Genomic DNA, 24680 nt, shown 5'->3' on the forward strand with positions numbered 1-24680 from the left:
GAAAAAATTATATCTTTTTTAGTTATTACCTTATGTCATCAAAAAACGGACTGATATTCAGTGGACCATTTTTTTCAAGATAATTTATAAAATGACTGCCTATTATGGCGCCTTTTTGAGACTGTGTTGCCTGATTAAAGGTTGTCTTATTACTGATTCCAAAACCTATGATTTGTGGGTTTTTTAGTTTCATATAGGCTATTTTTTCAAAGTAAGCCAGCTGTTTTTGATTAAATTCTGTTTTGCTTCCGGTAACACTTGAACTGCTAACCATATAAATAAACGTGTCTGTATTGTCATCAATTTGCCTGATTTTTTCTTCGGATGTCTGTGGCGTAATCAGGAAAATATTGGCCAATTGGTACTTTTTAAAAATAGGCTCATATTCAGAAAGGTAGATTTCTAAAGGAAGATCGGGTATAATCAATCCGTCTATTCCTGTTTCATGACACTTTTTGCAGAAATTTTCAATGCCAAACTGTAGTATAGGATTGAAATATCCCATGATAAGCAATGGAATTTCTACGGTTTGACGAATGTCTTTTAGTTGCTGGAAAAGCAAATCAGATGTCATGCCGTTTTCGAGCGCTTTTGTAGAGCTGGCCTGGATTGTAGGCCCATCGGCTATAGGGTCGCTAAAAGGAAGACCAATTTCGATCATATCAACTCCGGAATTTTCCAAATTTTGAATAATAGTTTTGGTGTCTTCCAGTTTTGGAAAACCTGCCGTAAAGTAAATGGAAAGCAGCTTTTTGTTTTCTTTTAATTTGTTCTGGATACGTTTCATTTCTAAAGTTTAAAATAATTGATATAAGTATTCAGGTCTTTGTCGCCGCGTCCGGAAAGGTTGACGACGACGATATCATTTGGGTCAAATTTTTTGTTTTCAAGTGCGGCCAATGCGTGTGCACTTTCAATGGCAGGGATTATTCCTTCTGATTGCGCGAGTTCCATTCCTGCCTGCATGGCTTCGTCATCAGTTACAGATAGAAATTCGGCACGTTTTGTGTCGAAAAGATGTGCATGCAGCGGGCCAATTCCCGGATAATCCAATCCTGCCGAAATAGAGTAGGGTTCCGTAATCTGTCCGTCTTCTGTTTGCATGAGAAGTGTTTTGCTTCCATGAATGATACCCATTTTTCCCAATACAGAAGTGGCCGCGCTTTCGCCAGAATAGATTCCTTTTCCTGCAGCTTCTATAGCTAAAAGTTTTACATTTTCCTCATCCAGAAAATGATAGAATACGCCAGCAGCATTGCTGCCTCCTCCTACACAAGCAATGACATAATCAGGGTTTTCCCGGTTTTCATGTTCTAAAAGCTGTATTTTTATTTCTTCAGAAATAACACTTTGGAAACGGGCAACCATGTCGGGATAAGGATGTGGTCCCACGACAGAACCAATGATATAAAAAGTATCTTCCGGATTATTAATCCAATCTCTGATGGCTTCATTTGTGGCATCTTTTAATGTTTTTGAGCCTGAAGTGGCAGGGCGAACTTCGGCACCAAGCATTTTCATACGGGCCACGTTTGGAGCTTGGCGTTCAATGTCTATTTCGCCCATATAAACAATACATTGGAGTCCCATTAATGCGCAGACTGTTGCGGTTGCAACTCCATGTTGTCCGGCACCGGTTTCGGCAATAATTCGCTGTTTCCCTAATCGCTTTGCCAGGAGAATCTGCCCAATTGTGTTGTTGATTTTATGGGCTCCGGTATGACAGAGGTCTTCTCTTTTAAGGTAGATTTTTGCGTTGTACTTGTCTGATAGTCTCTTGGCAAAATATAAAGGAGTTGGGCGTCCCACATATTCTTTGAGTAGTGACATGAATTCTTTTTTAAATTCAGGTTCTTGCGAAATTTCAAGATATTTTAATCGCAGCTCTTCTACATTCGGATAGAGCATTTCTGGGATAAATGTGCCTCCAAACTGGCCATAAAACCCTTTTTCGTTAGCATTATATTTTGAGTTCATAATTTTTGTTTTAGTAATTGCATAAATTCTTTGAGCTTACTGCTGTTTTTTAAACCGGGACTGTCTTCAAATTGGCTGTTTAGGTCGATTGCAAAGCATTTTTCGGAATAGTCACTTTTTAAAAAGTCAATGAGTTTTTCGACAGTTTCCAGACTGATACCGCCACTTAGAAAGTAGTTCTTAGAAAGTGTATATTTTTTTAAAATCTTCCAGTCGAAAGCTATTCCATTGCCACCAAAATGCTGTCCTTTGGTATCGAATAAAAAATAAGAACAGCTATTTTGATAAGGTTCTAAAATGCTGAAATCAAAACTGCTATCCAGAGCAAAGGCTTTGATTACTTTGGCAGAGGTACTGCTTTCAACCGCAGCACAGAATTCAGGAGTTTCATCTCCATGCAGCTGTATGTAATCCAGAACATACTGTTTGGATTTTTCCCGGATTTCTTCAAGAGAAGCATTTACAAAAACACCAACTTTTTTTATATTAGGAACGATTTCATGAATAGTTTCTTCAAGATACCTGGGTGATTTTTTATAGAAAATAAAACCTAAAAAATCAGGAGATAATTGGCTGATTTCTTTAGTGTTTTCTGGAAATTTCATACCACAAATCTTAATCTGTATTTTTTGCATCATCATGAGTTTATAATGTATCGGGATGGAGGGCAGCAATAAAATTTTTCAGTGATAGCCCTGGGTTGTCTGTTTTCATAAAGTTTTCACCTATAAGAAAACCTTCGAAACCATATTTTCTAAGCTCATGCACATCTTTTGGGGCTTGGATACCGCTTTCAGAAATTTTTACAAAATCATCAGGAATAGCTTCGGATAGACCAAGACTGTTGGCTAAATCGACTTCAAATGTTTTAAGATTCCTATTGTTTACACCAATAAGGTCAAGACTCGACATTAATGATTTGTCCAGTTCTTCCTGATTGTGAATTTCCAGCAGGACTTCTAAAGAAAGCGATTGGGCAAAGTTTGAAAGTTCACTGATTTCTTCTCGAGTCAGTATGGCAGCAATCAAAAGGATGGCATCTGCGCCATGAGATTTGGCCTCTAAAATTTGGTAAGGATCAACGATAAATTCTTTTCTTAAAACCGGAAGCGAAACACTGGCTCTGGCAAATTGCAAGTCTTCGATGGAACCACCAAAGTATTTTGCATCAGTTAAGATGGAAACTGCTGCTGCACCTCCAATTTCGTAGTTTCTTGTTACTTCTTCAACAGAAAATATATCGTTTATGACTTTTTTTGAAGGCGAACGCCGTTTGTGTTCCGCAATGATTCCAGCTGAGTTTCTGATGCTTTTTGAAATGGAAATTACAGGTCTTTCAAACAGATCGGAACGTTCCAGTTGCTTGGTAGAAATAATACTTTTCTTTAATTGGATTTCACGTTTTTTATCCGCTATTATTTTATCTAGAATTGTCATGACTATCGGCTTAATTGTTGTAATTTTTTTAATTTTCCCAAAGCTTTTCCGTTCTTTAGGCATTCTTCAGCTTTGCTGTAGGCTTCTAAAAAAGAATCTCCATTGACTGTAGCAATTGCCACAGCAGCATTGACACACACCACCTGGTTTTGTGCTTCTGTTCCTTGTCCGGAAATAATATCTAGAAAAAGTTGGGCAGCGGATTCTGTGGTAGTACCACCTTTTATTTCATCAGGACTTACTGTCGGCAATCGGAAGTCTTTAGGACTGATTATACTTTCGGAAGTTTTGGCGATTATTTTGGTTTCTCCTGTCAGTGAAATTTCGTCATAACCTTCTAAGGAATGCAGGATAGTATAATTGACAGTTGTGTTTTGGTAGAGATAAGCATACATTCTCGCCAGTTCCAGACTAAAAACGCCCACAGTCTGATTTTTAGGAAATGATGGATTGACCATAGGTCCGAGCATATTAAAAAAGGTTTTTACTCCCAGTTCTTTACGGATAGGACCTACATTTTTCATAGCCGGATGAAATAGCGGAGCATGGAGTATTGAAATGTTAGCTTCTTCAAGGCATCGTTTTAAGAAATCGGCATTGTTGCTAAATTTCACACCAAGATTTTCCATCACATTACTAGAGCCGGAAATAGAAGAAACACCATAATTTCCATGCTTTGCGACCTTGATTCCGGTTCCGGCCACCACGAAGGAAGCCAGTGTAGAAATATTGAAAGTGTCTTTCCCATCACCACCAGTGCCGCATAAATCTACAGTATTATAATCTGAAAAATCGATGGGTATACAAAGTTCCAGCAAGGCTTCCCTAAAGCCGGACAGTTCATCAATCGTAATGCTACGCATCATAAATACGGTTAGAAAGGCCGAAATTTGGCTCGGATTGTATTGGCCGGAAGATATGTTTACCAAAACGAATCTAGCTTCTTCTTGTGATAATGTTTCTTGGGCAATAAGCCTATTGAGTATGTTTTTCATTGTGATATTATTTTTTAAATTGACATAAAATGCTTTTAGTTTAGCTTTCAAGCCAATTTTTTAAAATGGTTTTCCCATAAGGAGTAAGTACGCTTTCCGGATGGAATTGTACGCCTCTTACATCAAAAATTCGATGTCTGAGTGACATGATTTGCCCGTTTTCATCTATCGATGTTATTTCAAGATTTTCTGGGAAATTCTCAGTTGCCACCACCCAGGAATGGTATCTGCCAACTTCAAATTCTTCAGGCAAATTTTTGAACAGAGACTCTTCTTCTGCTATAATTTTCACTTTGGATGAAATGCCATGATAAACCTTGTCCAGATTGATGAGACTTCCACCATAAACTTCACCAATAGCTTGTTGTCCGAGACAAATTCCTAATATGCTTTTTGTTGGAGCATAGTGTCTTATGACTTCTTTTAAAAGTCCGGCTTCATCCGGAATTCCAGGTCCGGGTGATAATAGAATTTTATCATAAGTGATTAGTTCTTCGATGTCAAATTCATCGTTCCTGAGTACGGTTACTTCTCCTGATAATTCTTCCAGATAATGGACAAGATTATAAGTAAAGCTATCGTAATTGTCTATAACTACTATTTTCATTTTTGTTGACTTTTAGATGTTTTCTGCCAAATCCAATGCTTTGGTCAGGGCTCCTAATTTGTTATATACTTCTTGCATTTCACTTTCTTCGTCTGAGCTTTCTACAATTCCTGCACCGGCCTGACAATGGAGCTGATGATTCTTGCTTAAAAAAGTACGAATCATAATAGCGTGGTTAAAATTGCCAGAGAAATCCATAAATCCGATAGCTCCGCCATAAAATCCACGGTTTGTTTTTTCTATGGTTTCAATTAGCTGCAATGCTTTATGTTTTGGAGCACCGCTTAAAGTACCTGCAGGAAAAGTACTGGCAACCACATTCATGGTAGTGGCATTTTCTTTTAGATTTCCGGTTACTTTTGAAACCAAATGGATTACATGCGAGAAGAATTGTACCTCTTTGTAAGTATCTACCTGAACACCATTACAGTTTCGGCTGAGATCATTTCGAGCCAGATCAACCAGCATGACATGTTCGCTGTTTTCTTTTTTGTCTTCTGAAAGCTTTTTGGCAAGAATGGTGTCTTGTTCATCGTTTCCTGTTCGCTTGAAAGTCCCTGCAATTGGATGGATTTCTGCCTTGTTATTTTTTACAACTAATTGCGCTTCGGGCGAAGAACCGAATATTTTAAAATTGCCATAATCAAAGAAGAATAGGTAAGGGGAAGGGTTGATGCTTCGCAAGGCTCTATACACATTGAATTCATCGCCCTTAAAGCCTTGTGTGAAACGTCTTGACAGCACAAGTTGGAACACATCGCCACGATGGCAGTGCTTTTTTGCAAGACTTACGTTTTCTTTAAATTCTGTATCTGTCAGGTTAGAAGACGATGTTCCTTGTTTTGAGAAAGTATATGAGGCAAAATTTTTAGACAATAAAAGCTGCTCTATCTGGGCTATATTGTCTTTGTTGTCTATGGTATGGCAAAAGATATAGGCTTCATTTTTGAAATGGTTGATTGCTATTATGTTTTGATAAATGGCATAATACAGATCAGGGATTTTGTGGCTGTCTTGTTTTTGTGAAACGGAAGTCTTTTCAAAATAGCGTACAGCATCATAGGCAATATATCCAAACAGGCCATTGTTTATGAATTTGAAATTGTTTTTTTCTTCTTTGAATTGAGAAGCAAATTTTTGGATAGCCTCAATAACATCCGTTTCGTTTTGAATTTTGACCTCTTGGAAATCTCCATCAGGATAGGCGGTAACGATGGTTTCGTTTTCTATTTTGATTGAGGCGATGGGATTACAGCAAATGTAAGAGAAGCTGTTATCGCTTGCATGATAATCGCTGCTTTCAAGTAAAAGACTGTTAGGGAATTTGTCTCTTATTTTCAGATAGACACTTACTGGCGTTATTGTATCAGCCAGGATTTGTTTGTATTTTGAATGTAATGTATACGTTTTCATATGTTCAATTTTGGGAATAAAAAAAGGCTTGTCGTGATGACAAGCCTTATATATTTGGATTTAAAAAATACAGATAGCAGGATTCGCTCACGAAGTTCGACGTAAGTAATTCCACCACCAAGTATTATTTAAAATGCAGTTCATGTTGCTAATTATTGAGGCAAATGTATAAATGTTTTTTTAATACAGCCTAATTTTAATATAAATTTAAAAAACTGCTTTCGTTTGGAAAGCAGTTTTTTTAAGATTATTGTTTCGTGAATACTAACGTAACACCACCGATTCTGTTGTATGCCACTCCGTCGGCATTTCTGTCCGGATAGGTAGTTAAGGCTGTTGCCTGGGTTAATGTTCTTCCGTTGTTTGATCTCGTAAAATTAAGTGTTACTTCCGTACCATTTTCTTCTTCATAAGTAGCGGTTATCACACTATTTGTAGCTGTCCATGTACCCGTTACGGTATTTTCTGCACAAACGGCAACGCCGGTATTGGTATCAATCAGGATATAATCCATTTCATAAGTGAAAGTATTGTCTGAATTGAAATCGATTTTTCGATCATTGTAACAATTACTTTCGCTCATCTGGTTTGTAGATGCTGTTCCATTTTGATCAAAATCTGTTGGTGCTGCTGTGTTGAATTCCGTCAGGTCATACACTCCTTCAATAGTTCCCATGTTGTTGTTTGATGAATCGTCATCACTTGAACAAGCTCCAAAGCCTAAAGCTAAAATTGCCAAGACTAAAATTTTTCCTTTTTTCATAACATTGTTTTTTAGGTTAGTTCTCTACTGGTTTATTAGCAGTTTTCACAAATTTCAATAGTTAAATCTGTTAATTCTTTATACTATTTTTAATGATGGTTATATAATTCTTTGTAAAAGTTAAAAATAGTTAATTTTTTAAGATATAATTATGAATAATTCAAAAAAGAAAAAAATAAACAGGATTGGATAGGCAGAAAGTAAAGGCGTTAAAACTAGGTTAAATGCCAACTGCATATAAAATGAAACTGAATTTTTAGTCCTACATTTAATAGGAATTAAATTGTTGAAAATGAAAGTACAAGAAGCAATTTCCCGATTATCTGACCTGGAGGTCAATATTGGGAGTACGGAAAGATTACTTTCCGTTTTATCGGGTTCGGTACTGCTTTATGATGCCTTAGCTAAAAAACCGAAAAATCTACCCGGTGCGTTGTTGGCCGGTTTTATGATTTTTAGAGGAACAAGCGGACATTGTTTTGGTTATGCTTTATTAAAAGACAAACCAAAAGTCGAGAAATCCCAAAATATCCTGGTCAAGGTACAGATGATAATTGATCAGCCGGTTTCAACTGTATATAGTTTCTGGCGCAATTTTGAAAACCTACCATTATTTATGAAACATCTGGAAAGTGTAGATGTTCTCGATGAGGAAACATCAGAATGGAGGATGAAAATTCCGGGAAATCTGGGCACAATTCCGTGGAAGGCTACTATCATTAAAGATGAAAAAGATAAAGAAATTAGTTGGCGTTCCTACTCAGATTCTTTGATTCACAATATTGGGACTGTACAACTTTATGACAATGGTAAGGGTGGAACAAAATTAAGTGTTATCATTGCGTACCATTTTCCTTTTGGAAATATTGGAGAAACAGTTGGAAAAGTATTAGCTCCGATTTTGGAGAATACTATTGAAGAGGATATCAGAAGATGCAAATTACACTTTGAAAGTGGATTAGCATAAAAATAAAAATCCCCATCGTTAGATGGGGATTTCAAACAAATAATAAACCTCAAAAATAAATACAAACTCAAGAGATCTTGAAATTGAAATTTTAGTTGTGATTTTTATTATCAGCTTATTCCAATAGATTTTTCAATTTTACACTATCAAAGTTACGGCTGCAGATTTCAAATCGATTATATAATTATGTTTAATTTTTATATCATTTGAGAAGCAGTAAGCTTATAATTTTTCCTGTAAATTGTATAAAAGCAAAACCGATTTTAATTGCAAACTTTAAGGCAAATCTTTGGTTATGGAACTTGTGAAAATTTTGGTAGCTGCTTTTGTCGCAACCTATGTCATGACGGTTTTTAGCCGCTATGTATCGGAGCGGTTTCAGCATATTTTTAAAGAACCGGTAGTATTGGGCTTGGTTTTATCAAAATTGGCCCATAACAAGTCTCTAAATCATACATCAAGATGGGAGCAAGGTGTCCGTTATCTCGCTGGATTGTTTGTAGTTCTTTGCTATCACTACATCTGGACGCATACTGATATTGACCCAACCTGGTTTTGTGGCCTTATTTTTGGCATCATTACCGGATTAGCAGCTATTTTTTACTGGTTTTTTCTTTTCAACTATTCTACAGCATCAAAAGCTCGTTTTAAGGATTATTACCTCCCGTTGATTGCTGCTTATGTTTTATTTGCGCTGACAGTAATTGTGATATACCGCCTTTTTAGTTGATAGTTTTTAGTTGATAGTTGATAGTGGTAGTGACTATTGTGAGGTTTTGCGTCAAATAAAAGATATACAAAAAATATTTTCAATAAGTCTCTTTTGCTCATAAAGGAACACAACCTTAGCGCCTCAGAACCTTAGCAACTTAGGACCTCTGTAGTTGATAGTTGATAATGGTTAGTTGATAGTGGTAGTGACTATTTCAATAATTTACTCTTTTACATACGAAAGACACAACCTTAGCTCCTCAGAACCTTAGCAACTTAGCACCTCTGTAGTTGATAGTTGATAATGGTTAGTTGATAGTGGTAGTGACTATTTCAATAATTTACTCTTTTACATACGAAAGACACAACCTTAGCGCCTCAGAACCTTAGCATCTTAGAGCCTCTTTTTCAACGCTGATTAACACGGATTAAAGAAATTACCGCTGATTTGAGAAGTTTACAAACTTAGCGCCTCAGAACCTTAGCCACTTAGTGCCTTAAAATAAAAAAACGGCCGAAGCCGTGTTTTTTATTTAGGCATTGCACCTATATCCATATAAGCGACTTCCCAAAGATGTCCGTCCAGATCCTGGAAGCCATGTCCGTACATCCAGCCATGATCTTGCTTGTCAACTGGTGTAGTTGCGCCTGCAGCGATTGCTTTTTTTACCATATCATCTACGGCATTTCGGCTTTCGGCTGAAAGACAAACGATGCATTCTGTATATTTGGTCGTATCACAAAGCTCGTTTTTGGTAAAGTTCAGGAATAAAGGCTCAACTACCAGCATCACGAAAATAGTATCACTAATAATCATGCATGTTGCATTTTCATCTGTAAACTGAGGATTGAAAGTATAGCCTAATTTTGTGAAAAATTCGATGGATCGGTTAAGGTTTTTTACGGGAAGGTTTACAAAGATTTGTGTTGCCATAAGTCGATTATTTTATTGTTTTACTATTTTTCGTATTCGTAATTAAGCATCCATTGGATACCAAATTTGTCTGTGAACATACCATATAAAGCACCCCAGAACATAGTGTCTAACGGCATTTTGATGTTGCCGCCCTCAGAAAGTTTTGCATACAGGTCTCTGGTTTGCTGTTCAGAATCGGTATTGATTGAGATGGACATACTGGTTCCGTTTTTAACCTGTTCCATAGTTTCAGGAACATCGGTTCCCATTAACATATTACCGCCAATTGGCAATGCGATATGCATGATTTTATTTTTGTCAGTTGCAGGCATTTCTTCGCACCCTGGAGTATCTCCAAAACGCATTATGACTGCAAATTCGCCACCAAAAGCAGCTTTGTAAAAATTAAAAACTTCTTCAGTGTTACCATTAAAATTCAGGTAAGTGTTGATTGTTGCCATTTTGATTTAATTTAATTAATTGTTCGTATTTAATTGATTTATGTTATTCTTCTTGTAGTATGGAGAGGATGTTTCCTGCTGGATCTTTGAACCAGGCAATAAGCGGCCCGCCTCCTCTAAAAATTCCTTTTTTGTCGGTTTTTATATCTCCGCCATATTGTTCGAAAAGGATACCTTGCTTTGTAAGTTCATCTACAACCTGCTCAATATCCTTGACTGGAAAATTGAGGATGGTGAAAGTAGCAGGCTCATGATTTTCTTTAGTATAGATAAGAATTGAGTTTCCCCCGGCTAATTTTAGGGTTAGTACTCCTTCCATTTCAGGGTCTTCTACTATGTTTAGACCCAATAGTTCTCCATAGAATTTTTTGGCTTTTTTACTGTCATTTACAGAAAATCCGCTAAATGCGTTGCTGTTGCTTAACATGATTGTATTTTTTTGGATTTACATATCGTCATATCGTAAGGCGTCGTAGCCTAAAAGTCTTCTCCATAATGCTATTTGTCCAATACAGTTAGCCTCACGGTAAATAATAAAAGTAATCAGCTCATAATAAGTAAGCGACATGCCAGGCATCATTTCAAATTTTTCATCCAGTTTTTGGTCGGTTATCTTCGCTAAAAGATCTTTTAATATGGGACTGATCTTTTTCCAATCGTCCAAAAACTGGGATAATGATGGATATTTTACATTGTCTTGTATGCCTTTGCCTTCTTTAAACAATTCGACTGCTTTTTGTTCTTCAGCATATCCAAGCAGGTTTGCAATTTCATAGCGTTGCTGCACCAAACTTCCGGAAAGCCATGCGATATGGTTGGCTTTTGTGTCTAGTCTTTTATGGGCATCTTCATCAGAAATTTTGTCTAAGGCTCTTTCAAAATAGAGCGTCTGCATATCGTATAAAACAAGCAGGGAAAACATTCTGTTACTTGCGGTTGTGATTTTCATATCTTTAAATTTTAGTATTAAAAATTGAATTAAATATTGTCTTTTGTATTGTTTTGTAAAATTAATTCAAAAAATATGCGTAAAGGGTGTGAGTTAAAGTCATTATAAGGGGGGATTTAAGACAAAATATTTTATATTTGTTTCTCCTAAAAAATTAGCTATGAAATTAGGTATTTTGCTTACACAAGAACACAGGCTTTTAAGCGTTGCAGCGATGCTCGACGTATTTGAAACCGTTAATAAGTTTTATGTTGAAGAAGGTCAGGTTCCTTTTTTTGACATTACTCTTTTACACATGGATGAAGTCGCACAGACGTATTCTGAATACAATCTGATGCAGCCTGATTCAGAAAGAACGTATGATATTTTACTGATTCCTGCCTTTAAGCATGATATTGTGCCGAAAGCAATTTCACTCAATATGCAATGGATACAATGGCTACGGCAGCAATATGAAAAAGGAGCTTCAGTTGCGAGCTTTTGTACGGGAGCTTTTCTTTTAGCTTCTACCGGACTGCTTGACAACAAACCGGCAACGACGCATATTAATGCAGAATATGCCTTTGCGCATGCTTTTCCGGCCGTAAACTTAAAAGTAGATGCGGTAGTCACAGAAGAGGAAAGGGTATATACGAGTGGTGGAGCTACAAATAGTTTTCATTTGATGTTGCGCCTTATTGAGAATTTTTGCAGCAGGAGAATGGCTGTGAGAACGGCAAAAGTATTTTCTGTCGATTTGGATCGGAATCAGCAAACCTATTTTGGAACATTTGCTCCGGCCGAAGATCATGGCGATGATTTGGTCAAACAGACACAAGAAGTCATCAGGAAAAATTTCCGTGAAGCCAATACTATTGAAGAGATTATTACGGATGTTCCCGCAAGCAGAAGAAATCTGGTTAGGCGTTTTAAACAGGTGACTGGAATTACACCAATTGAATATTTACAAAAAACCAGAATCGAAGCTGCCAAACAGATGCTTGAACACTCAAGACAGAGCGTAATGGAAGTGATGTTTGAGTCGGGTTATAATGATCTGAAATCTTTTCGAAGCCTATTCAAGAAAAATGTAGGGATGACTCCAACAGCTTATAGGGAAAAATTCAATAACCTTGTTGCCTGATTATTCAGCTGGAAGATAGACTGAAAATACAGAGCCTACGCCTGGAATTCCATGAGCGCGGATGAATCCGTCATGTTTCTGAACGATTTTTTTGCAGATGGCAAGACCAATACCTGTGCCTTCATAATCGGATCTGCCATGGAGTCTTTTGAATAATTCAAAAATTTGCTGTTCGTATTCTTGAGGAAAGCCAATTCCGTTATCGGCGATATCCAATTTCCAGAATTTTTTTCCTGTAAATTCTTCCGAAGAAACAAGTTCGGCATTTATTTTTATGACCGGAGGAACATCTGCCTTGCTGTATTTTATGCCGTTCGAAATCAAATTGGTGAGCAGTTGCTGAAATTGTATTGGAATAACAGAAAGCATAGGCAGTTTGCCAACTTCAACACGTGCATTCTTTTTTTCGAGAACATCAGTCATATTATTTTTAATGTCGTCAATTGCAGCATTGAGGTCAGTGGGCACAAAATAAATATCTGATGCATCCATACTGGAATAGTTGAGTAAGGACTCGATCAGATTCTGCATGCGATTGGCAGCATTGGTAATACTTTGGAAATAGGCGAGGGAAGAATCGCTAAAGTTTGCTTTTTCTCTAAAAAGAATACGGCTGGCAAAGAGTTGTATTTTACGGAGCGGTTCTTGAAGGTCATGGGATGAAATATAGGCAAAAGATGCCAGTTCGACATTTTGTCTTTCAAGCTCCTTATTTTTCATTTCTAAAAGCTTTTCATTCTGCAAGCGCTCAAATTCCATTTCGCTTCTTTTAGCAGCAATTTTCAATAAGGATTCGATATAGGTTATGTCGTATATTTCACTCTGGTGCAGTACGGCTATAAGTCCTATTACTTTTCCGGAAGAGCCAATTAGCGGGTAGGCAATATAACCTTCTACATCAAGATCAGCAAGTGTCCTGCTTTCTGGAAAAAGCTTTTGACTGTCACGTGGATGACAGGCATAATTCCCTCTGATGACTTCATCGCACGGGCCGTCTTTTATCTGATATTTGAAATTGTCAGCAACCTTTCCAAAGGCTATTACAGAGATACTTTTGATGATTTCTTCTCCTAATTCATTAAATTGTACTTCTCCTAAAAGCACATAGTCCATTTTTGTTTTTTGTGCTATTTCGAGTAATAAAGAATTAAAAAAGGCATCGCCACTGCCATAAGAATAAAAACTTTCAGAAAATTCCTTGAGCAATTGCTGTTCCAATTCTTTGTTTTTGTTTGACAGCAATATGTTGATGGCTTCGATCTCTAAGGCTGCCGTTTTTTCAGGAGTTATGTTTTTTGAAGTTACTGCAACAGCATGGCCGGCTTTTTCTATTGTAGCACTCAGCCACATTGTCTTATTGTTATGACTTACAGCAATTTCATAGTTATCGGGCAAGCCGGTTTCAATACATTTTACCATTTTTTCGAAAATCCCATTGTTGAAAATTCCGGGATATACTTCGCAACAGGTTTTTCCAATGACATCTTTAGGTTCCAGTCCAAAATTTCTAGGAACTTCAGGATTGGTATAGGTTATCCTAAAATCGCTAATCGAGTCATCGTTTTTGTATATAGGCTCATAGCTGGCAATTCCGTAATTTGTAGAGTTCAATACAGATTGCAAAAAAGATTGTAGCTGTTCTGTTTCTCTATAATTGTTAAAAGCTAAAAGCAGGAAAGTTTCACCATCTATATCAATAGTCTCAATATTGAATGTGATTTTATTATTAGGCGAATTTTTAGAATGGATTCCATAGTCTTTAATAGTCTCTTTCGTTTTCAAAACATCCAAAAAAAGAAGTTTTAACGAAACTGTATCAAAAGAAGAATCTATAATCTCAAGGAAATTCCTGTTTTTAGAAGTGGCAAATTCAGACAGATTGAATTTTGTTTGGAACGAAGCATTGGAACATATAACAGTAAAAGCTTTGTCTAACAGTGCCATAGGTTCGTTTGCCAAGGCAATAATCCTTTCAATAGCTGGGGGTGTCTTTGATACGGACATATGGAATGTGGTATTTAGGGTACTAACAAAGTTAATGAAATCTTAAAATATTGCTATCGAAATTGTAGAAATTTTGCTATTCTTTCAGAATATGTTGGCGAATATTCCCTTAAATTTGATAGAAATGTAAAGAATGATTCTATGGCTATAGAAACCTGCAAATTTTCAGATAGTGCTATCGTCTGGACTGATATCACAAATCCAACAAAAGAAGAGCTTGAACAAGTCAGCAAAATATATGATTTAAATCCCTATACGCTGATTGACAGTTTGGATCCGGATCACCTTCCCAAATATGAAGAGCATAACAAAACACATTTTTTTATTGCCAGGATTTTGCAACATTCCGATGAGCATGAGCAAACCATCAGGGAATTGAGCAGTAAGATAGCCGTTTTTTTTAATTCCGATTTTATCATTACAATCCATAGGGCAGCTCAGCCTATTATGCAGGGAATACGTGAAACCTGTATAGAAAACGGAAAATTGACAACGACAGGAGGAATGGCGATAAAAATTATTTGGGAAATGCTTCATTCTTATGAGCATCCTGCCATCAAACTTTCGGAGGAGATTGATTATTATGAATCGAAAGTTTTTCTGAAAAAGAATATTCCTGCTGATATGATTGAAGGGATGTATTATCTGAAAAGAAAAGCGGGACTGTGTAAAAAACTGCTGGTACTTACCAATGAGGTTGTTAATTCGGTTAAAGTAGAAGAAAAGGATATGCCTGCATTGCAGGATGTTCGGGATCTTCACTTAAAATTACTCACGCTATATGGACAGGTTCAGGATGATGCTAACAACTTGCTGAATATTTATTTGTCACTATCGGCCAGAAAAACAAACGATGTGATGAAGATTCTTACCATCTTTTCTGTTTTTTTTATGCCGTTGACTTTTATTGCAGGTATTTATGGGATGAATTTTAAGTTTATGCCTGAATTGGATCAAAAATTAGGTTATCCAATTGCCTTATTGGCTATGGTAATCGTATCGGTTATTATTTTTATCTGGTTCCGAAGAAAAAAATGGCTATAAAAAAGGCGGAAGTATACTTCCGCCCCTAACTAAACTCAAATTTGTTTATGGTATCCCCATGGTTTCATTGTTTTCTGCTTTCGGCTGTTTTGCTTCTTTTAGGCTAGGATTAGTTACTTGGTTATTTTTATCGTCCTTAAAGTCTGGATCTTTATCCAACTTTTGGATTGGGATTTCTGAAACATGAATGTATTTCTCGCCAGTTGCATCCTTTTGCTTTTTTTCACGATTTTCCATGGCGCTCTATTTTTACCAAAGTTAGCGGCTTTGGTAAATTTTCGTGTTATATCATTCGTGTAAAAGGTTATGTAATTGAAATATGCAGTCTAAAGTTCCTTTTCAATAGCTGTCATAAATTCCTGTAACGGAAAAGCATCGCCTTGATTTGTCAGTACAATAATAACCGTTTTGTCATGAAGTTTTCTCCAGATGCAGGCTCTATAGCCGTTTAATCCGCCGGTATGGCTCACGATTTTGTGACCGTCTTTTTCTTCTATATTCCAACCAAAACCATAATTTGAAATGCTTCCGTCATTTAGAATAGGAGCTTTATAAGCATTTTCCATTTCTTTTGAGCTAACCAGCTTTTGGCCGTAAAGCGCTTCTTCCCATGCAAACAAATCTTTTGTGGTTGAAAAAATACTGCCGTCGCCAGTGGTTAAAATAGAATAATCGTCGAGTTCTTTGTTTTTGTTGTATCCGATAGCCCTATTTGTAATTGTAGGCTTGGTAGTATCATAGACAATAGTCCGTTTTAAATCTAATGGTTTGAAAAAAGCTTCTTTACAAAAATCAGCATACGATTTGCCACTTATTTTTTCAATAATAGTTGCTAAAATAATATAGCCGGTATTACTGTACTCAAATTTATCGCTAGGCGAAAAGTTTAGTTTGTTTTTTGTAGCAAGCCATTGCATGACCTGGGAATTCGTAAGATTTTTTACAGTAGCCATTTCTTTTTCATAATCAGGAATTCCAGAGGTATGATTGAGTAATTGGCGTACGGTAATTTTTTGCGCAAACGCTGGCAGACTTGTGACATATAGCGAAATTGGGTTGTCATACGTTAACTTCTTCTGTTCTTTCAATTGCATGATAGCCAAAGCAGTAAATGGCTTGGCAAGCGAAGCAATATAGAAAGCAGTACTGTCGTTTAAAGGCTGTTTTGTTTTGAAATCGCTATAACCTAAAATGGTATCACAAAGAATCTTTCCGTCTCTGGCAACTAAAAGAGCTCCATTAAAAGCTCCTTTTTTGTTATAGTTGCTGGCTATTTCTTTAATGTTGTTTTAGGGTGCATCATTACACGATATGAATACAGCTACAGTGAGAATCAGAAGAGATAAGTAGTGCTTCATGTTTGTTTATTTTCGGTCATGATTAATTTTTTTATAATTGCGACTTGACCAAGATGGTAATGATTATGCTCAATAATTCCATGAAAGTTTCTATAATAATTTCCATAATCATCATTTATAAAGGTTTCCCAAAGCTTCTCTTCCGGAAATTGCTCAATGAGCTTTGCAAAATTTTCCGCATCATTCCATGTTTTTTCTAAAAGCTTGTTCCAGTCTTCTTCGGATTCTATTGGCGGATGGTCAAAGCTGTATATGTCTTTGGCTTCCAATGGTCCTCCCCGCAATACTTTCAGTACGGCACTTACATAATAATTCATATGGAAAACCAACGCAGCAATGGTGTTGAGCGATGAAACCTTGGTTGTGGCTTGCTGCCAAGTGACATCTTTCAAGTTGTCTTTGAGATTGGAATAAGTCCAATTTCCTCCAAAATGGATATCTCGAAAATGTTTTGCTATTTGTTCTGTCGGTTTCATAGGATGTTATTTTTTAATTTTTGAAATGGTTTGCCGGATTGCCTTTGAAGGCTTGTCCATATCATTAACCGCAAATTGGGCAGCAGATAGAACCAATTTCTGTACTTTCTCATTTCTATAATCGGTTTTGTTTTTTACCGGAATATGCCGTATCAGGTTTCCCGTTCCAGTGAGTAATTTATCAGTGTCTTCAAGCAGGGTTCCTTTGTTGAACCCTAAATTCAAATGATTGGTATAAATCGGAATCATGCAGAAAGCATCGGATAATTTGTCTGAAACAGAAAATACCGAGGTTAGGGCATGGGTATGATAGAGCAATTCATTGCTATCTGGATAGAGTTCGAAAATAAAAGCTCTCAGGTCTGTGAACAGATCAATTAGTTCTTGCTCTTTTCGTTCCAGCAAGATCCTAAAATCTGGATGTATGTCAGGAATGTTATTCATGATATGCCTAATTTATTTTTTCTGCTGTTTTTCAATTTCTAGCAACATTTTTTTGTATTCTTCTACATTCCAGACTATATTCCAGGTCTTTACATATTCAGCAATAGGACCCAGGCCTACTTCCTGTCTTCGTTTGTCTACATTGTCAGGGTCTTCAAGCGGCAGTACATAATTTTTTTGTGTTTTATTATCGTAACCGACTTGGCTGCCGTAAGTCTGTTTTTTACCTTCCCCTAAAGCCACCCTGTCTTCTAAAAGGGCAAGTGCACTTGCCTGAGCATTTTTATCTTTGACCGCTTCTCTCATCATAGGTAGGTATTTTTGCTGTGTTTCCAAATCGGAATGCTGTATTACAAGAAACAACGTCATATTTGCCTGAGCGCCTACTTTGTTTGGCCCGACCCAGCCTTTTTTGTCAAGGATGTCTTTTACTTTAATTAGGTTAATACTGTCTTTGTGTCCCATAATTTTAGCTATACTGTCAGCCTGTTTGCTTTGGTTGCCAAATTCTTTTAGTGCGGTCATATAGTGTTGGCGGATTGTTTGGTCGTCATTGTAAATAGCAAGTAATTCTGTCTGAAGCGGCTTATCTATTCCCACTTCCTTTTTATCTATTTCTTGCTGTATTGCTGCTATAAGGCTATCCCAATTTTTATTGCCATGAAGGGTTTTCAGGTCGGTATCAGATTTCATATGCTGTAAGTTGGTCCAGCCGTTTTTGTAAGCCAGATTCAGCCATTCAAAAGCCAGGTCTTTTTTGCCTGAAAGTGCAGCAGAACAGCCTGCGTTATAGTAGTCATTGCTGTTTTTTTGTTCGATTTTAAAGGCTTCCTTATATTTTGCTGTTGACTTTGCATAGTCTTTGGCATTGTAGAATTGTTCCGCTTGGGCAATAGTTGATTTGTAATCTTGCCCAAATGCAAGCGAACAGACCATAAGAAAGAATGTAAGTAACTTTAGTTTCATTAGTGTGGGAGTTTTGTTGTAAATTTTTGATATAAACGAAGTTATGAAAAATAGACTTGCTAAAAGAAAAGCTTTTTGCAAGTAATTTAATTCAGAGATTGGTATGTTATTGTAGTTGATTATTTCTTTTTAAAGAAAGTCGATTCAAGAGCCGGCAGCTCTTTTTTGTATTGTTCGACATCCCATTTTAGCCCGATTTCAGCCAGATATGTTTCTAGCTTTGGAAGGCCTACTTCGGCTCTACGTTTGTCTACATTGTCAGGATCTTCAAGTGGTGCCACAAAGCTTACATCTGTTTCCATATTCCAGCTGACCTGACTGCCATAAATCTGTTTTTTTCCTTGTTTTAAAGCAACACGATCTTCAAGCAATGCCAACGAACCCGCTTTTGCATTTCCTTGTTTTACAGCCGCTTTCATCATTGGAAGGTATTTTATCTGCGTTGGCAAATCAGAATGCTGGATGACCATAAACAGTGTAGTGTTGGCCTGGCTGCCAATCTTATCAGACCCTAACCATCCGTGTCTGTTTAGTATCTTCTCTACCTGAATCAGGTTTAGAGAATCAGTAGTTTTCATGTTCTTGAAAAGCTCTTTTGCTTCCTTTGAATTGTTTCCAAAACGGCTGATTGTTTCGTCAATCTGGTTCCGATATTTCTGGTCTAATTCATCTATAGACAACAGCTGTTCCGTAATGTCTTTGTAGACATTTTGTCCAAATGTGGTAAGCGGGCAGCTGATGAAGAAGACCGCTAATAATTTTAATTTCATGATTTTTTGATGATGATTTTCTTGAGCCCTAAGCTATGAAAAATGTCTGAAAAAAAGAAAAGCCTTTAAAAAAGGCTTATTCTTTGTGATTGTTGACGATTATTTTCTGGCTGAACTTCTGATTGTCGGAAGTTACAAGATCCACAATATATACGCCTTTACTCAGGCCGCCGGTTGAAAATGGATATTTGTCGTGAGCACCCAGATTGTTTTTCTTGAAAATGCTTTTTCCTGTAATATCAAACAAAGTGACTGAACGTATGTCTGCCAGATTTGGATTTTGTAGCGTAAAAGTTTGTGCTGCGTTATCTTGAGTGATCCCAAAATTGCTCTTGGTCACTTCGCCTACACCTAAAACAGCATTTACGAAAGTTACGAAGAAGCGGTCATTATAAATTCCTGTTGGCAGGGTTACTTGATAACTGCTGTTTTTTATATCGTGATAAGAATCGTTTGCTGCATCATACATATAAATCATTTGATCCGGATCAAAACTTGTCACTTCTGGCACATAAAATTTGATTGTTGCATTATTGGTTGCTTTTACTCCTACAGGAATTCTTTTGCCGATATCAAAACTCGTTCCTTGAATTACATATTTGTTGTTGTCCAAGAAGAAATAAGCGTCATTTGGGAGATCGTCCTGAGCGATGCTTAAGGCGTCAATGCCCATATCGACACCATCTGTGGCTTCAGGGAGGAATACCAAAGCGATTTGTCGGGTAAATTCGTTATTCAGGATGATGTTGAGTTTGAATTGTGCTTCGGTAATTACTGTTTCGCTTTCAGTCGAGTTTGTTGTTTGACTAAGGTTTTTAGGTTTTGGTTTGTCCGGGCGTTCAAACTGTGATAGTGGGCCACTTTCTTTATAATACGAGCGGTGCGAATTTTTTAGGTTTACCGTACCATTCGAAGCGCCTTTGATCATGAAGCCTTGCCCAACGGGAGCGTATTTTCTTTCGATAACCAAACCGGATGATGTTCCTACACCATTTAGTGAGCCATCAGAATTATACGAGTTAAAAGTAGCGGGTACATAGATTCCATTTGAGCCAAGACTAATAGGGGAATAGGCACCATAGCCGCCTTTGTAAAGTCCAACGTTGTGTGAATTGACGGTTTTGTCCTGTTCCCAATAGTAGGCAATTCCTGTAGCAGCATTATTTGTTGCATCAAGAAGAAATGCATTGACATTTAGGGCAGACGGATATGGATTTCCAGTAAGTGTCAGGTTGTTAGCAGCAACGGTTACCGGGATGGTCCCATCGTTAGGTTTACCTCTGAAATCATAACGTTGTGCCCCAGTTCCGCCGGGATTGTTTTGTATGCCATTGGCTTCGACAATAATTGCATCGCTACCCGAAGTTCCTTTCATAGAAAATCCTTCTCCTGGAGCTAAGGTAGAAGCGGCACCAACGTATATCCATTGCGAATAGGAAATGGAAGACAAAAACTTATAAATCCATCGGGAAGATATAGCCAATGGATTGGCCGTACCGTTAGAATTGCTTGATGGAAGTATAGTTGCCGGAGTACTTGCTGTTGAAGTTGTTGGCCTGTGTATCATTGTAATTCCAAAATTTTCATTTCCTGTAGAGGCCGAAGCATTGCCTACAGGAGAACACCAATAGTTATAATCGAAATTATCTGAGGTTCCTTCCTGGAAAACAGAAACTTTTCCTTGCCCTTTGTTTGTAGAAGCGGTTGTTGTTCCTTGCAACAGTTGGGACTCATTTCTCAGATAGATATTTCCGTTGTTCTGGAGATTAATGTCTTGTTTTACATACAAAACCTGATCTTTGGCATACATATAACTGTTTGTACTGACATAGAGCTGTGCCTGTACTGCCGATGATAACAGTAAGGGTAGTAGGTATAGGAGCTTTTTCATGATTTTGGGATTTGGGTTATTTGACACTCATATTGAATGATCTTACCATAAAGGTTTGCGCTGTGGTACCAGTACCTTGATTAAGTCTTCTGATCCATAATTCTACAGAGTCTCCCGTATTGAGATAAACAGAGCCTTGTACTGGAAAAGACTGAATATAACCTGCATTGGTATCAATTATAGTTTCTGTGGCTACTTGTGGATCGGTTCCTCCGGCAGCCGGTATTCTCATGATAAAAAAGGCGTATTCTGTATTGGTTACTCCCACAATATTTCCAAAAGATAGGGAACAAGTTACCTGAAACACTCTGCCTTTTTTACCGGAGTAGGTAATCCGATTGGTTTGAGCAGAGGTGGCTCTATAAAGATTAGAACTCAATCCTGCTGCAATGGTAAGTTTTACATTGGTTGCCAATGTTCCTACAGGAGTCTGGCTTTGTGCTGTTCCGGTTCTGTCGAGATAAACGGTTCCACTTGCTTGCGAATCACCTTCATTAGGAATACCTGTGCATCGCACTGACCAGCTATTATTGAAATTAAATCCGGTATAAGTTCCCACCGTATAAGGATTGATATATTTTCCGGTTGTCAGTGTTCCGGTAAAGACAACGGTTTCCATTACAGCATCGCCTGTAATGGTTGGATTAGCAGAAACGTCAAGTCCTATTTTTGTTCCGGTTACCTCGCTAAAACCGCCTTGTTTTGCGACTAACCCGAAAGTTCCCTGCAAGGTTTCATAAGTTCCGGAATTGTTCGAAAACCATCCGGCATTGCTAATCAGCAAACGGCTGATATCTTTATAAACGATTCCGGTCGTATTGTTGATATATTGTACGATGCTGGCAAACACCAGTGCAAAGTTTTCTAATTTTCCTACGTTGGCAGACGAGCTTATGATACAATCTCTGACAATCATACTTTGAGTTTGGGTTCCAGCTCCGATGGATCCGGTTCCGGTAATATTAAATACGTTTCCTGTGGTTGCCTGCAGTGTCACTACACGCATTGAACCGCCTGTTGTTCCTGTAAAGAGGTCACCAGAAGCCTTAACAAGTTTGTCTTCTGAAGAATCTTCACCTGCAATATAAGCATTATTTAATTCTATAGGCAGGTCTACATTAATTGTTCCGTTAATTTCATATAATGTAGTAGCATCCAGTAGGTATTTTGTATTTGAACCTGCTGTTTTTTCAGCTGCGAGTACGGTAGCCAACACATCTGTAGACCTGATGAGTTTGTATTTCAGTCTGCCGTCTTTACCGTTATTAATCTTTACCCATGTAGTATTGGGAGTGTCATAGAAATAAAATGATCCTAATGTAGTATCATACACCATCATCCCATTAGCAGGAGTTGTAATTGCCGTCCTTTGGGCTGTTGTCATTCTTGGAGTTATGAATCCCTGTGTGGTAGATTCGATATGAAGTGCGGCAGTTGGATCTGGCGAGACAGTTCCAATCCCAATTTGCGAATATCCGGTCATGCTTAGCAATAGCAAAAGCACCATCGGAATGGTTTTAGTAGTTATGGTCATAGCAATAGATTTGTAGGTATCTCAAATTTAAATAAAAATTATTGAAAAATTATTACAAAATGAATAATTAACAAATGAATATTGCTATATATGCTGGTTTTGCTGATAAAAAGATGAATTCTCGTTTAGTGATTTTTATAAAATATTTAATCTTTTAATGCGAAAAATAAGATGAATAAAAAAGACCCATTAAGGGCCTTTCGGAAAATTATAATAAGATTGCTTTTAGTCAAAAAGATGGAATACTTCGGGGCTATTTTCTACACCATTTACAATGAGAGAAAGCTTATGAAGACCAGGGTAAAATTTACGTGTCGTGATAGGTTTGAACGGCTGCTTTCTTTTGATGATTTCTTTCTGTCCTGAAAGGTAGGTTCTTTCACTTATTTTGAATACTTTCTTAGATAGTTGACCATTGGCTTTATTATAATATACGGCATATTCCAGACGAATGTGTTTGGATTCGGGATTAGTGTTTGCAACGGAAAATTCAAACTCAAGACTTTCCGGTAATTTTACGTTTGGTGTAATAATCCTAAAGCCGGAAATCTCAAGGCCTTTGCTGTCCAGTCCGTAATGGTTGAGTATTTCAGGATGTCCTTGTTTGAGTAATGTGCGGCTACCATGTTTTATGATGGCATCGGTTTCTTTGCTGTGGCCTTTCCATTTTTGGGCTATAGTCAGTACAATATGCGGATGATCTTTAGCAATATCATTAAGATTGTTAGCTACGCTACGGCGTACATATTCTGACGGATCATTTTTTAGATTTTCTAAAAGCGGCAATATGGCTTCCGGATTCTTTTTTAGTTCCGGCAAAGCCATTGCCCATGGAAGTCTCGGACGGCTTCCTTCGCTGGCCAATCTTCGTACTTTATGACTTTCGTGTAACGACCACTTTTCCATTTGTTGGATCATTTGGTTGCCGTACTTAATAATAAAAGGTCTTACGGCAAACTCACAGCTTATAAATTGAGTTACAAATTCGATAGATTTTACGGCATTATTATAATCATCCAGTCCATAGGTTTCGATATAATCCGGAAGAAATATGTAAGCCAGGCTGTCTTCTCCATGATGGTTTTTACGAAGCTGATGAATGGTCTTTTCTAAAATATCAGAAGCCTTGCCAAAATCATCTGGCATAAAATTGCGCATTATTTTTGTTGTATGGCGCATACGGTCTTTAAGTTCTTTTTGCGAAAACGAATCGTCGAAAATTTGAGCAATAAAGAGCTGTTTTTCAAAAGCAGGAACGGTTTTTACTAAAATATCGGCAAGCCTGTCATAAAAAATAGGAGAATAAATGTCTTTTAGGGCACTCATGGAAGTTGGTTATTTATGGTGTAATTAATTCTGTAGTTTTTGATTGTATCGTAAGACTTATGATTACCAAAAGTAAAGAAATTACTGAAGCGATGGTTCGGATAGTATGGAGATTATTCCAGGGAATTTCGAAATTTTTACGGGCAAGGCTAATTTCCTCTATTGATGCGTTTTTTAAAGGAAATGCAGCGAGCGTATCGTTCAATGGCACGTTCCCGAAAATGGTGACGCCAAAAGTACCGCAGGCATATAGGATAAAAGCAGCAAGTAAAAGCAGAAATTTTGGTGAATCCCAAGCCGTAAAATTAAAGAATAGGCTAACAGGGAAAAATAATAGCGTTCCCATAAAACTCAAAAAGAACAAAGGGTTTAAGATGGCCTTGTTAATGGCTTGCATTGCTGCAATATATTCGGAATCTCCTAACTGATTTAACCCCGGATTTACGGAACAGGAGTAGCTGTAAAATAACCCTGCTATTAGGGCCAGCATCATAGTCGAAATGATTAAGGTAAGATCTGCCATAGTCGTTTTTTTCATGATTTTCGTT

27 protein-coding genes are annotated in these 24680 nt (G+C 37.3%); 4 read left to right on the forward strand and 23 right to left on the reverse strand.

The window, feature by feature from the left end:
* Positions 1–25: 25 nt before the first annotated feature.
* The 8 genes from trpA to FJA49_RS13335 all read right to left on the reverse strand — a co-directional run bounded on the left by trpA (position 26) and on the right by FJA49_RS13335 (position 7192).
* A complete protein-coding gene (trpA, locus tag FJA49_RS13300) occupies positions 26–787 on the reverse strand; it encodes a tryptophan synthase subunit alpha (protein WP_140001405.1) in 762 nt (253 codons plus the stop codon).
* 2 nt (positions 788–789) lie between these two features.
* Entirely contained in the window at positions 790–1977 is a 1188-nt protein-coding gene (gene trpB / locus FJA49_RS13305) for a tryptophan synthase subunit beta (RefSeq protein ID WP_140001406.1), read from the reverse strand.
* The gene (locus tag FJA49_RS13310; RefSeq protein ID WP_233590160.1) at positions 1974–2582 is read right to left on the reverse strand and encodes a phosphoribosylanthranilate isomerase; all 609 of its coding nucleotides are present in this window, start codon (positions 2580–2582) and stop codon (positions 1974–1976) included. Before FJA49_RS13310 ends, trpB begins: the two co-directional genes overlap by 4 nt.
* A 40-nt stretch (positions 2583–2622) precedes the next feature.
* Positions 2623–3414: an indole-3-glycerol phosphate synthase TrpC gene (gene trpC / locus FJA49_RS13315; protein WP_140001407.1), complete on the reverse strand. Its 792-nt coding sequence runs from the start codon at positions 3412–3414 to the stop codon at positions 2623–2625.
* A 2-nt stretch (positions 3415–3416) separates the two neighbouring features.
* Positions 3417–4409 (reverse strand): anthranilate phosphoribosyltransferase, encoded by a 993-nt coding sequence (trpD, locus tag FJA49_RS13320; protein WP_140001408.1) that lies wholly within the window; start codon positions 4407–4409, stop codon positions 3417–3419.
* A gap of 40 nt (positions 4410–4449) precedes the next feature.
* Positions 4450–5016 (reverse strand): anthranilate synthase component II, encoded by a 567-nt coding sequence (locus FJA49_RS13325; protein WP_140001409.1) that lies wholly within the window; start codon positions 5014–5016, stop codon positions 4450–4452.
* Positions 5017–5028: 12 nt separating this feature from the next.
* On the reverse strand, positions 5029–6429 hold the full coding sequence (locus FJA49_RS13330) for an anthranilate synthase component I family protein (RefSeq protein ID WP_140001410.1): 1401 nt from the start codon (positions 6427–6429) through the stop codon (positions 5029–5031).
* Positions 6430–6676: 247 nt separating this feature from the next.
* Entirely contained in the window at positions 6677–7192 is a 516-nt protein-coding gene (locus FJA49_RS13335) for a lipocalin family protein (protein ID WP_140001411.1), read from the reverse strand.
* Positions 7193–7484: 292 nt separating this feature from the next.
* Here FJA49_RS13335 and FJA49_RS13340 point away from each other — a divergent pair, with 292 nt between their 5' ends.
* Positions 7485–8159 (forward strand): SRPBCC family protein, encoded by a 675-nt coding sequence (locus FJA49_RS13340; RefSeq protein WP_140001412.1) that lies wholly within the window; start codon positions 7485–7487, stop codon positions 8157–8159.
* 295 nt (positions 8160–8454) lie between these two features.
* Positions 8455–8889 carry a hypothetical protein gene (locus FJA49_RS13345; protein ID WP_140001413.1) on the forward strand — a complete coding sequence of 145 codons (435 nt, stop codon included), beginning with the start codon at positions 8455–8457 and terminating at the stop codon, positions 8887–8889.
* A gap of 510 nt (positions 8890–9399) precedes the next feature.
* Here FJA49_RS13345 and FJA49_RS13350 read toward each other — a convergent pair.
* Genes FJA49_RS13350 through FJA49_RS13365 form a run of 4 tightly spaced genes read right to left on the reverse strand, consistent with a single transcriptional unit; the run spans position 9400 to position 11196 of the window.
* Positions 9400–9804, reverse strand: a complete 405-nt coding sequence (locus tag FJA49_RS13350) for a VOC family protein (protein WP_140001414.1) — start codon at positions 9802–9804, stop codon at positions 9400–9402.
* 23 nt (positions 9805–9827) lie between these two features.
* Positions 9828–10247 carry a VOC family protein gene (locus FJA49_RS13355; protein WP_140001415.1) on the reverse strand — a complete coding sequence of 140 codons (420 nt, stop codon included), beginning with the start codon at positions 10245–10247 and terminating at the stop codon, positions 9828–9830.
* A 43-nt stretch (positions 10248–10290) separates the two neighbouring features.
* On the reverse strand, positions 10291–10674 hold the full coding sequence (locus tag FJA49_RS13360) for a VOC family protein (RefSeq protein WP_140001416.1): 384 nt from the start codon (positions 10672–10674) through the stop codon (positions 10291–10293).
* An 18-nt stretch (positions 10675–10692) separates the two neighbouring features.
* Positions 10693–11196 carry a DinB family protein gene (locus tag FJA49_RS13365; protein WP_140001417.1) on the reverse strand — a complete coding sequence of 168 codons (504 nt, stop codon included), beginning with the start codon at positions 11194–11196 and terminating at the stop codon, positions 10693–10695.
* Between the two features lie 160 nt (positions 11197–11356).
* Here FJA49_RS13365 and FJA49_RS13370 point away from each other — a divergent pair, with 160 nt between their 5' ends.
* On the forward strand, positions 11357–12319 hold the full coding sequence (locus tag FJA49_RS13370; RefSeq protein ID WP_140001418.1) for a GlxA family transcriptional regulator: 963 nt from the start codon (positions 11357–11359) through the stop codon (positions 12317–12319).
* Here FJA49_RS13370 and FJA49_RS13375 read toward each other — a convergent pair whose 3' ends face one another.
* Positions 12320–14323 (reverse strand): ATP-binding protein, encoded by a 2004-nt coding sequence (locus FJA49_RS13375; RefSeq protein WP_140001419.1) that lies wholly within the window; start codon positions 14321–14323, stop codon positions 12320–12322.
* A 141-nt stretch (positions 14324–14464) separates the two neighbouring features.
* On the opposite strand from FJA49_RS13375, the gene FJA49_RS13380 reads away from it, so the two are divergent.
* On the forward strand, positions 14465–15367 hold the full coding sequence (locus tag FJA49_RS13380) for a magnesium transporter CorA family protein (RefSeq protein WP_140001420.1): 903 nt from the start codon (positions 14465–14467) through the stop codon (positions 15365–15367).
* 45 nt (positions 15368–15412) lie between these two features.
* Here FJA49_RS13380 and FJA49_RS13385 read toward each other — a convergent pair whose 3' ends face one another.
* The 10 genes from FJA49_RS13385 to FJA49_RS13430 all read right to left on the reverse strand — a co-directional run bounded on the left by FJA49_RS13385 (position 15413) and on the right by FJA49_RS13430 (position 24670).
* On the reverse strand, positions 15413–15604 hold the full coding sequence (locus FJA49_RS13385; protein ID WP_140001421.1) for a hypothetical protein: 192 nt from the start codon (positions 15602–15604) through the stop codon (positions 15413–15415).
* A gap of 89 nt (positions 15605–15693) precedes the next feature.
* Positions 15694–16650 (reverse strand): serine hydrolase domain-containing protein, encoded by a 957-nt coding sequence (locus FJA49_RS13390; RefSeq protein ID WP_140001422.1) that lies wholly within the window; start codon positions 16648–16650, stop codon positions 15694–15696.
* Positions 16651–16721: 71 nt separating this feature from the next.
* On the reverse strand, positions 16722–17201 hold the full coding sequence (locus FJA49_RS13395; RefSeq protein WP_140001423.1) for a DUF1572 domain-containing protein: 480 nt from the start codon (positions 17199–17201) through the stop codon (positions 16722–16724).
* 6 nt (positions 17202–17207) lie between these two features.
* Complete coding sequence (locus FJA49_RS13400; RefSeq protein WP_140001424.1) at positions 17208–17645, reverse strand: DUF1801 domain-containing protein; 438 nt, start codon at positions 17643–17645, stop codon at positions 17208–17210.
* 12 nt (positions 17646–17657) lie between these two features.
* Entirely contained in the window at positions 17658–18611 is a 954-nt protein-coding gene (locus FJA49_RS13405) for a DUF6624 domain-containing protein (protein ID WP_140001425.1), read from the reverse strand.
* 119 nt (positions 18612–18730) lie between these two features.
* Entirely contained in the window at positions 18731–19381 is a 651-nt protein-coding gene (locus FJA49_RS13410; RefSeq protein ID WP_140001426.1) for a DUF6624 domain-containing protein, read from the reverse strand.
* 76 nt (positions 19382–19457) lie between these two features.
* Positions 19458–21272, reverse strand: coding sequence for a T9SS sorting signal type C domain-containing protein (locus FJA49_RS13415; RefSeq protein WP_233590161.1), 1815 nt, complete (start codon positions 21270–21272; stop codon positions 19458–19460).
* A 16-nt stretch (positions 21273–21288) separates the two neighbouring features.
* The gene (locus FJA49_RS13420; protein ID WP_199758388.1) at positions 21289–22806 is read right to left on the reverse strand and encodes a hypothetical protein; all 1518 of its coding nucleotides are present in this window, start codon (positions 22804–22806) and stop codon (positions 21289–21291) included.
* A 225-nt stretch (positions 22807–23031) separates the two neighbouring features.
* Entirely contained in the window at positions 23032–24132 is a 1101-nt protein-coding gene (locus FJA49_RS13425) for a DNA alkylation repair protein (protein ID WP_140001427.1), read from the reverse strand.
* Between the two features lie 13 nt (positions 24133–24145).
* The gene (locus FJA49_RS13430; RefSeq protein ID WP_140001428.1) at positions 24146–24670 is read right to left on the reverse strand and encodes an anthrone oxygenase family protein; all 525 of its coding nucleotides are present in this window, start codon (positions 24668–24670) and stop codon (positions 24146–24148) included.
* Positions 24671–24680 lie beyond the last annotated feature (10 nt).

The sequence above is a fragment of the Flavobacterium microcysteis genome, from assembly GCF_006385255.1.
GTDB classification, from domain to species: domain Bacteria; phylum Bacteroidota; class Bacteroidia; order Flavobacteriales; family Flavobacteriaceae; genus Flavobacterium; species Flavobacterium microcysteis.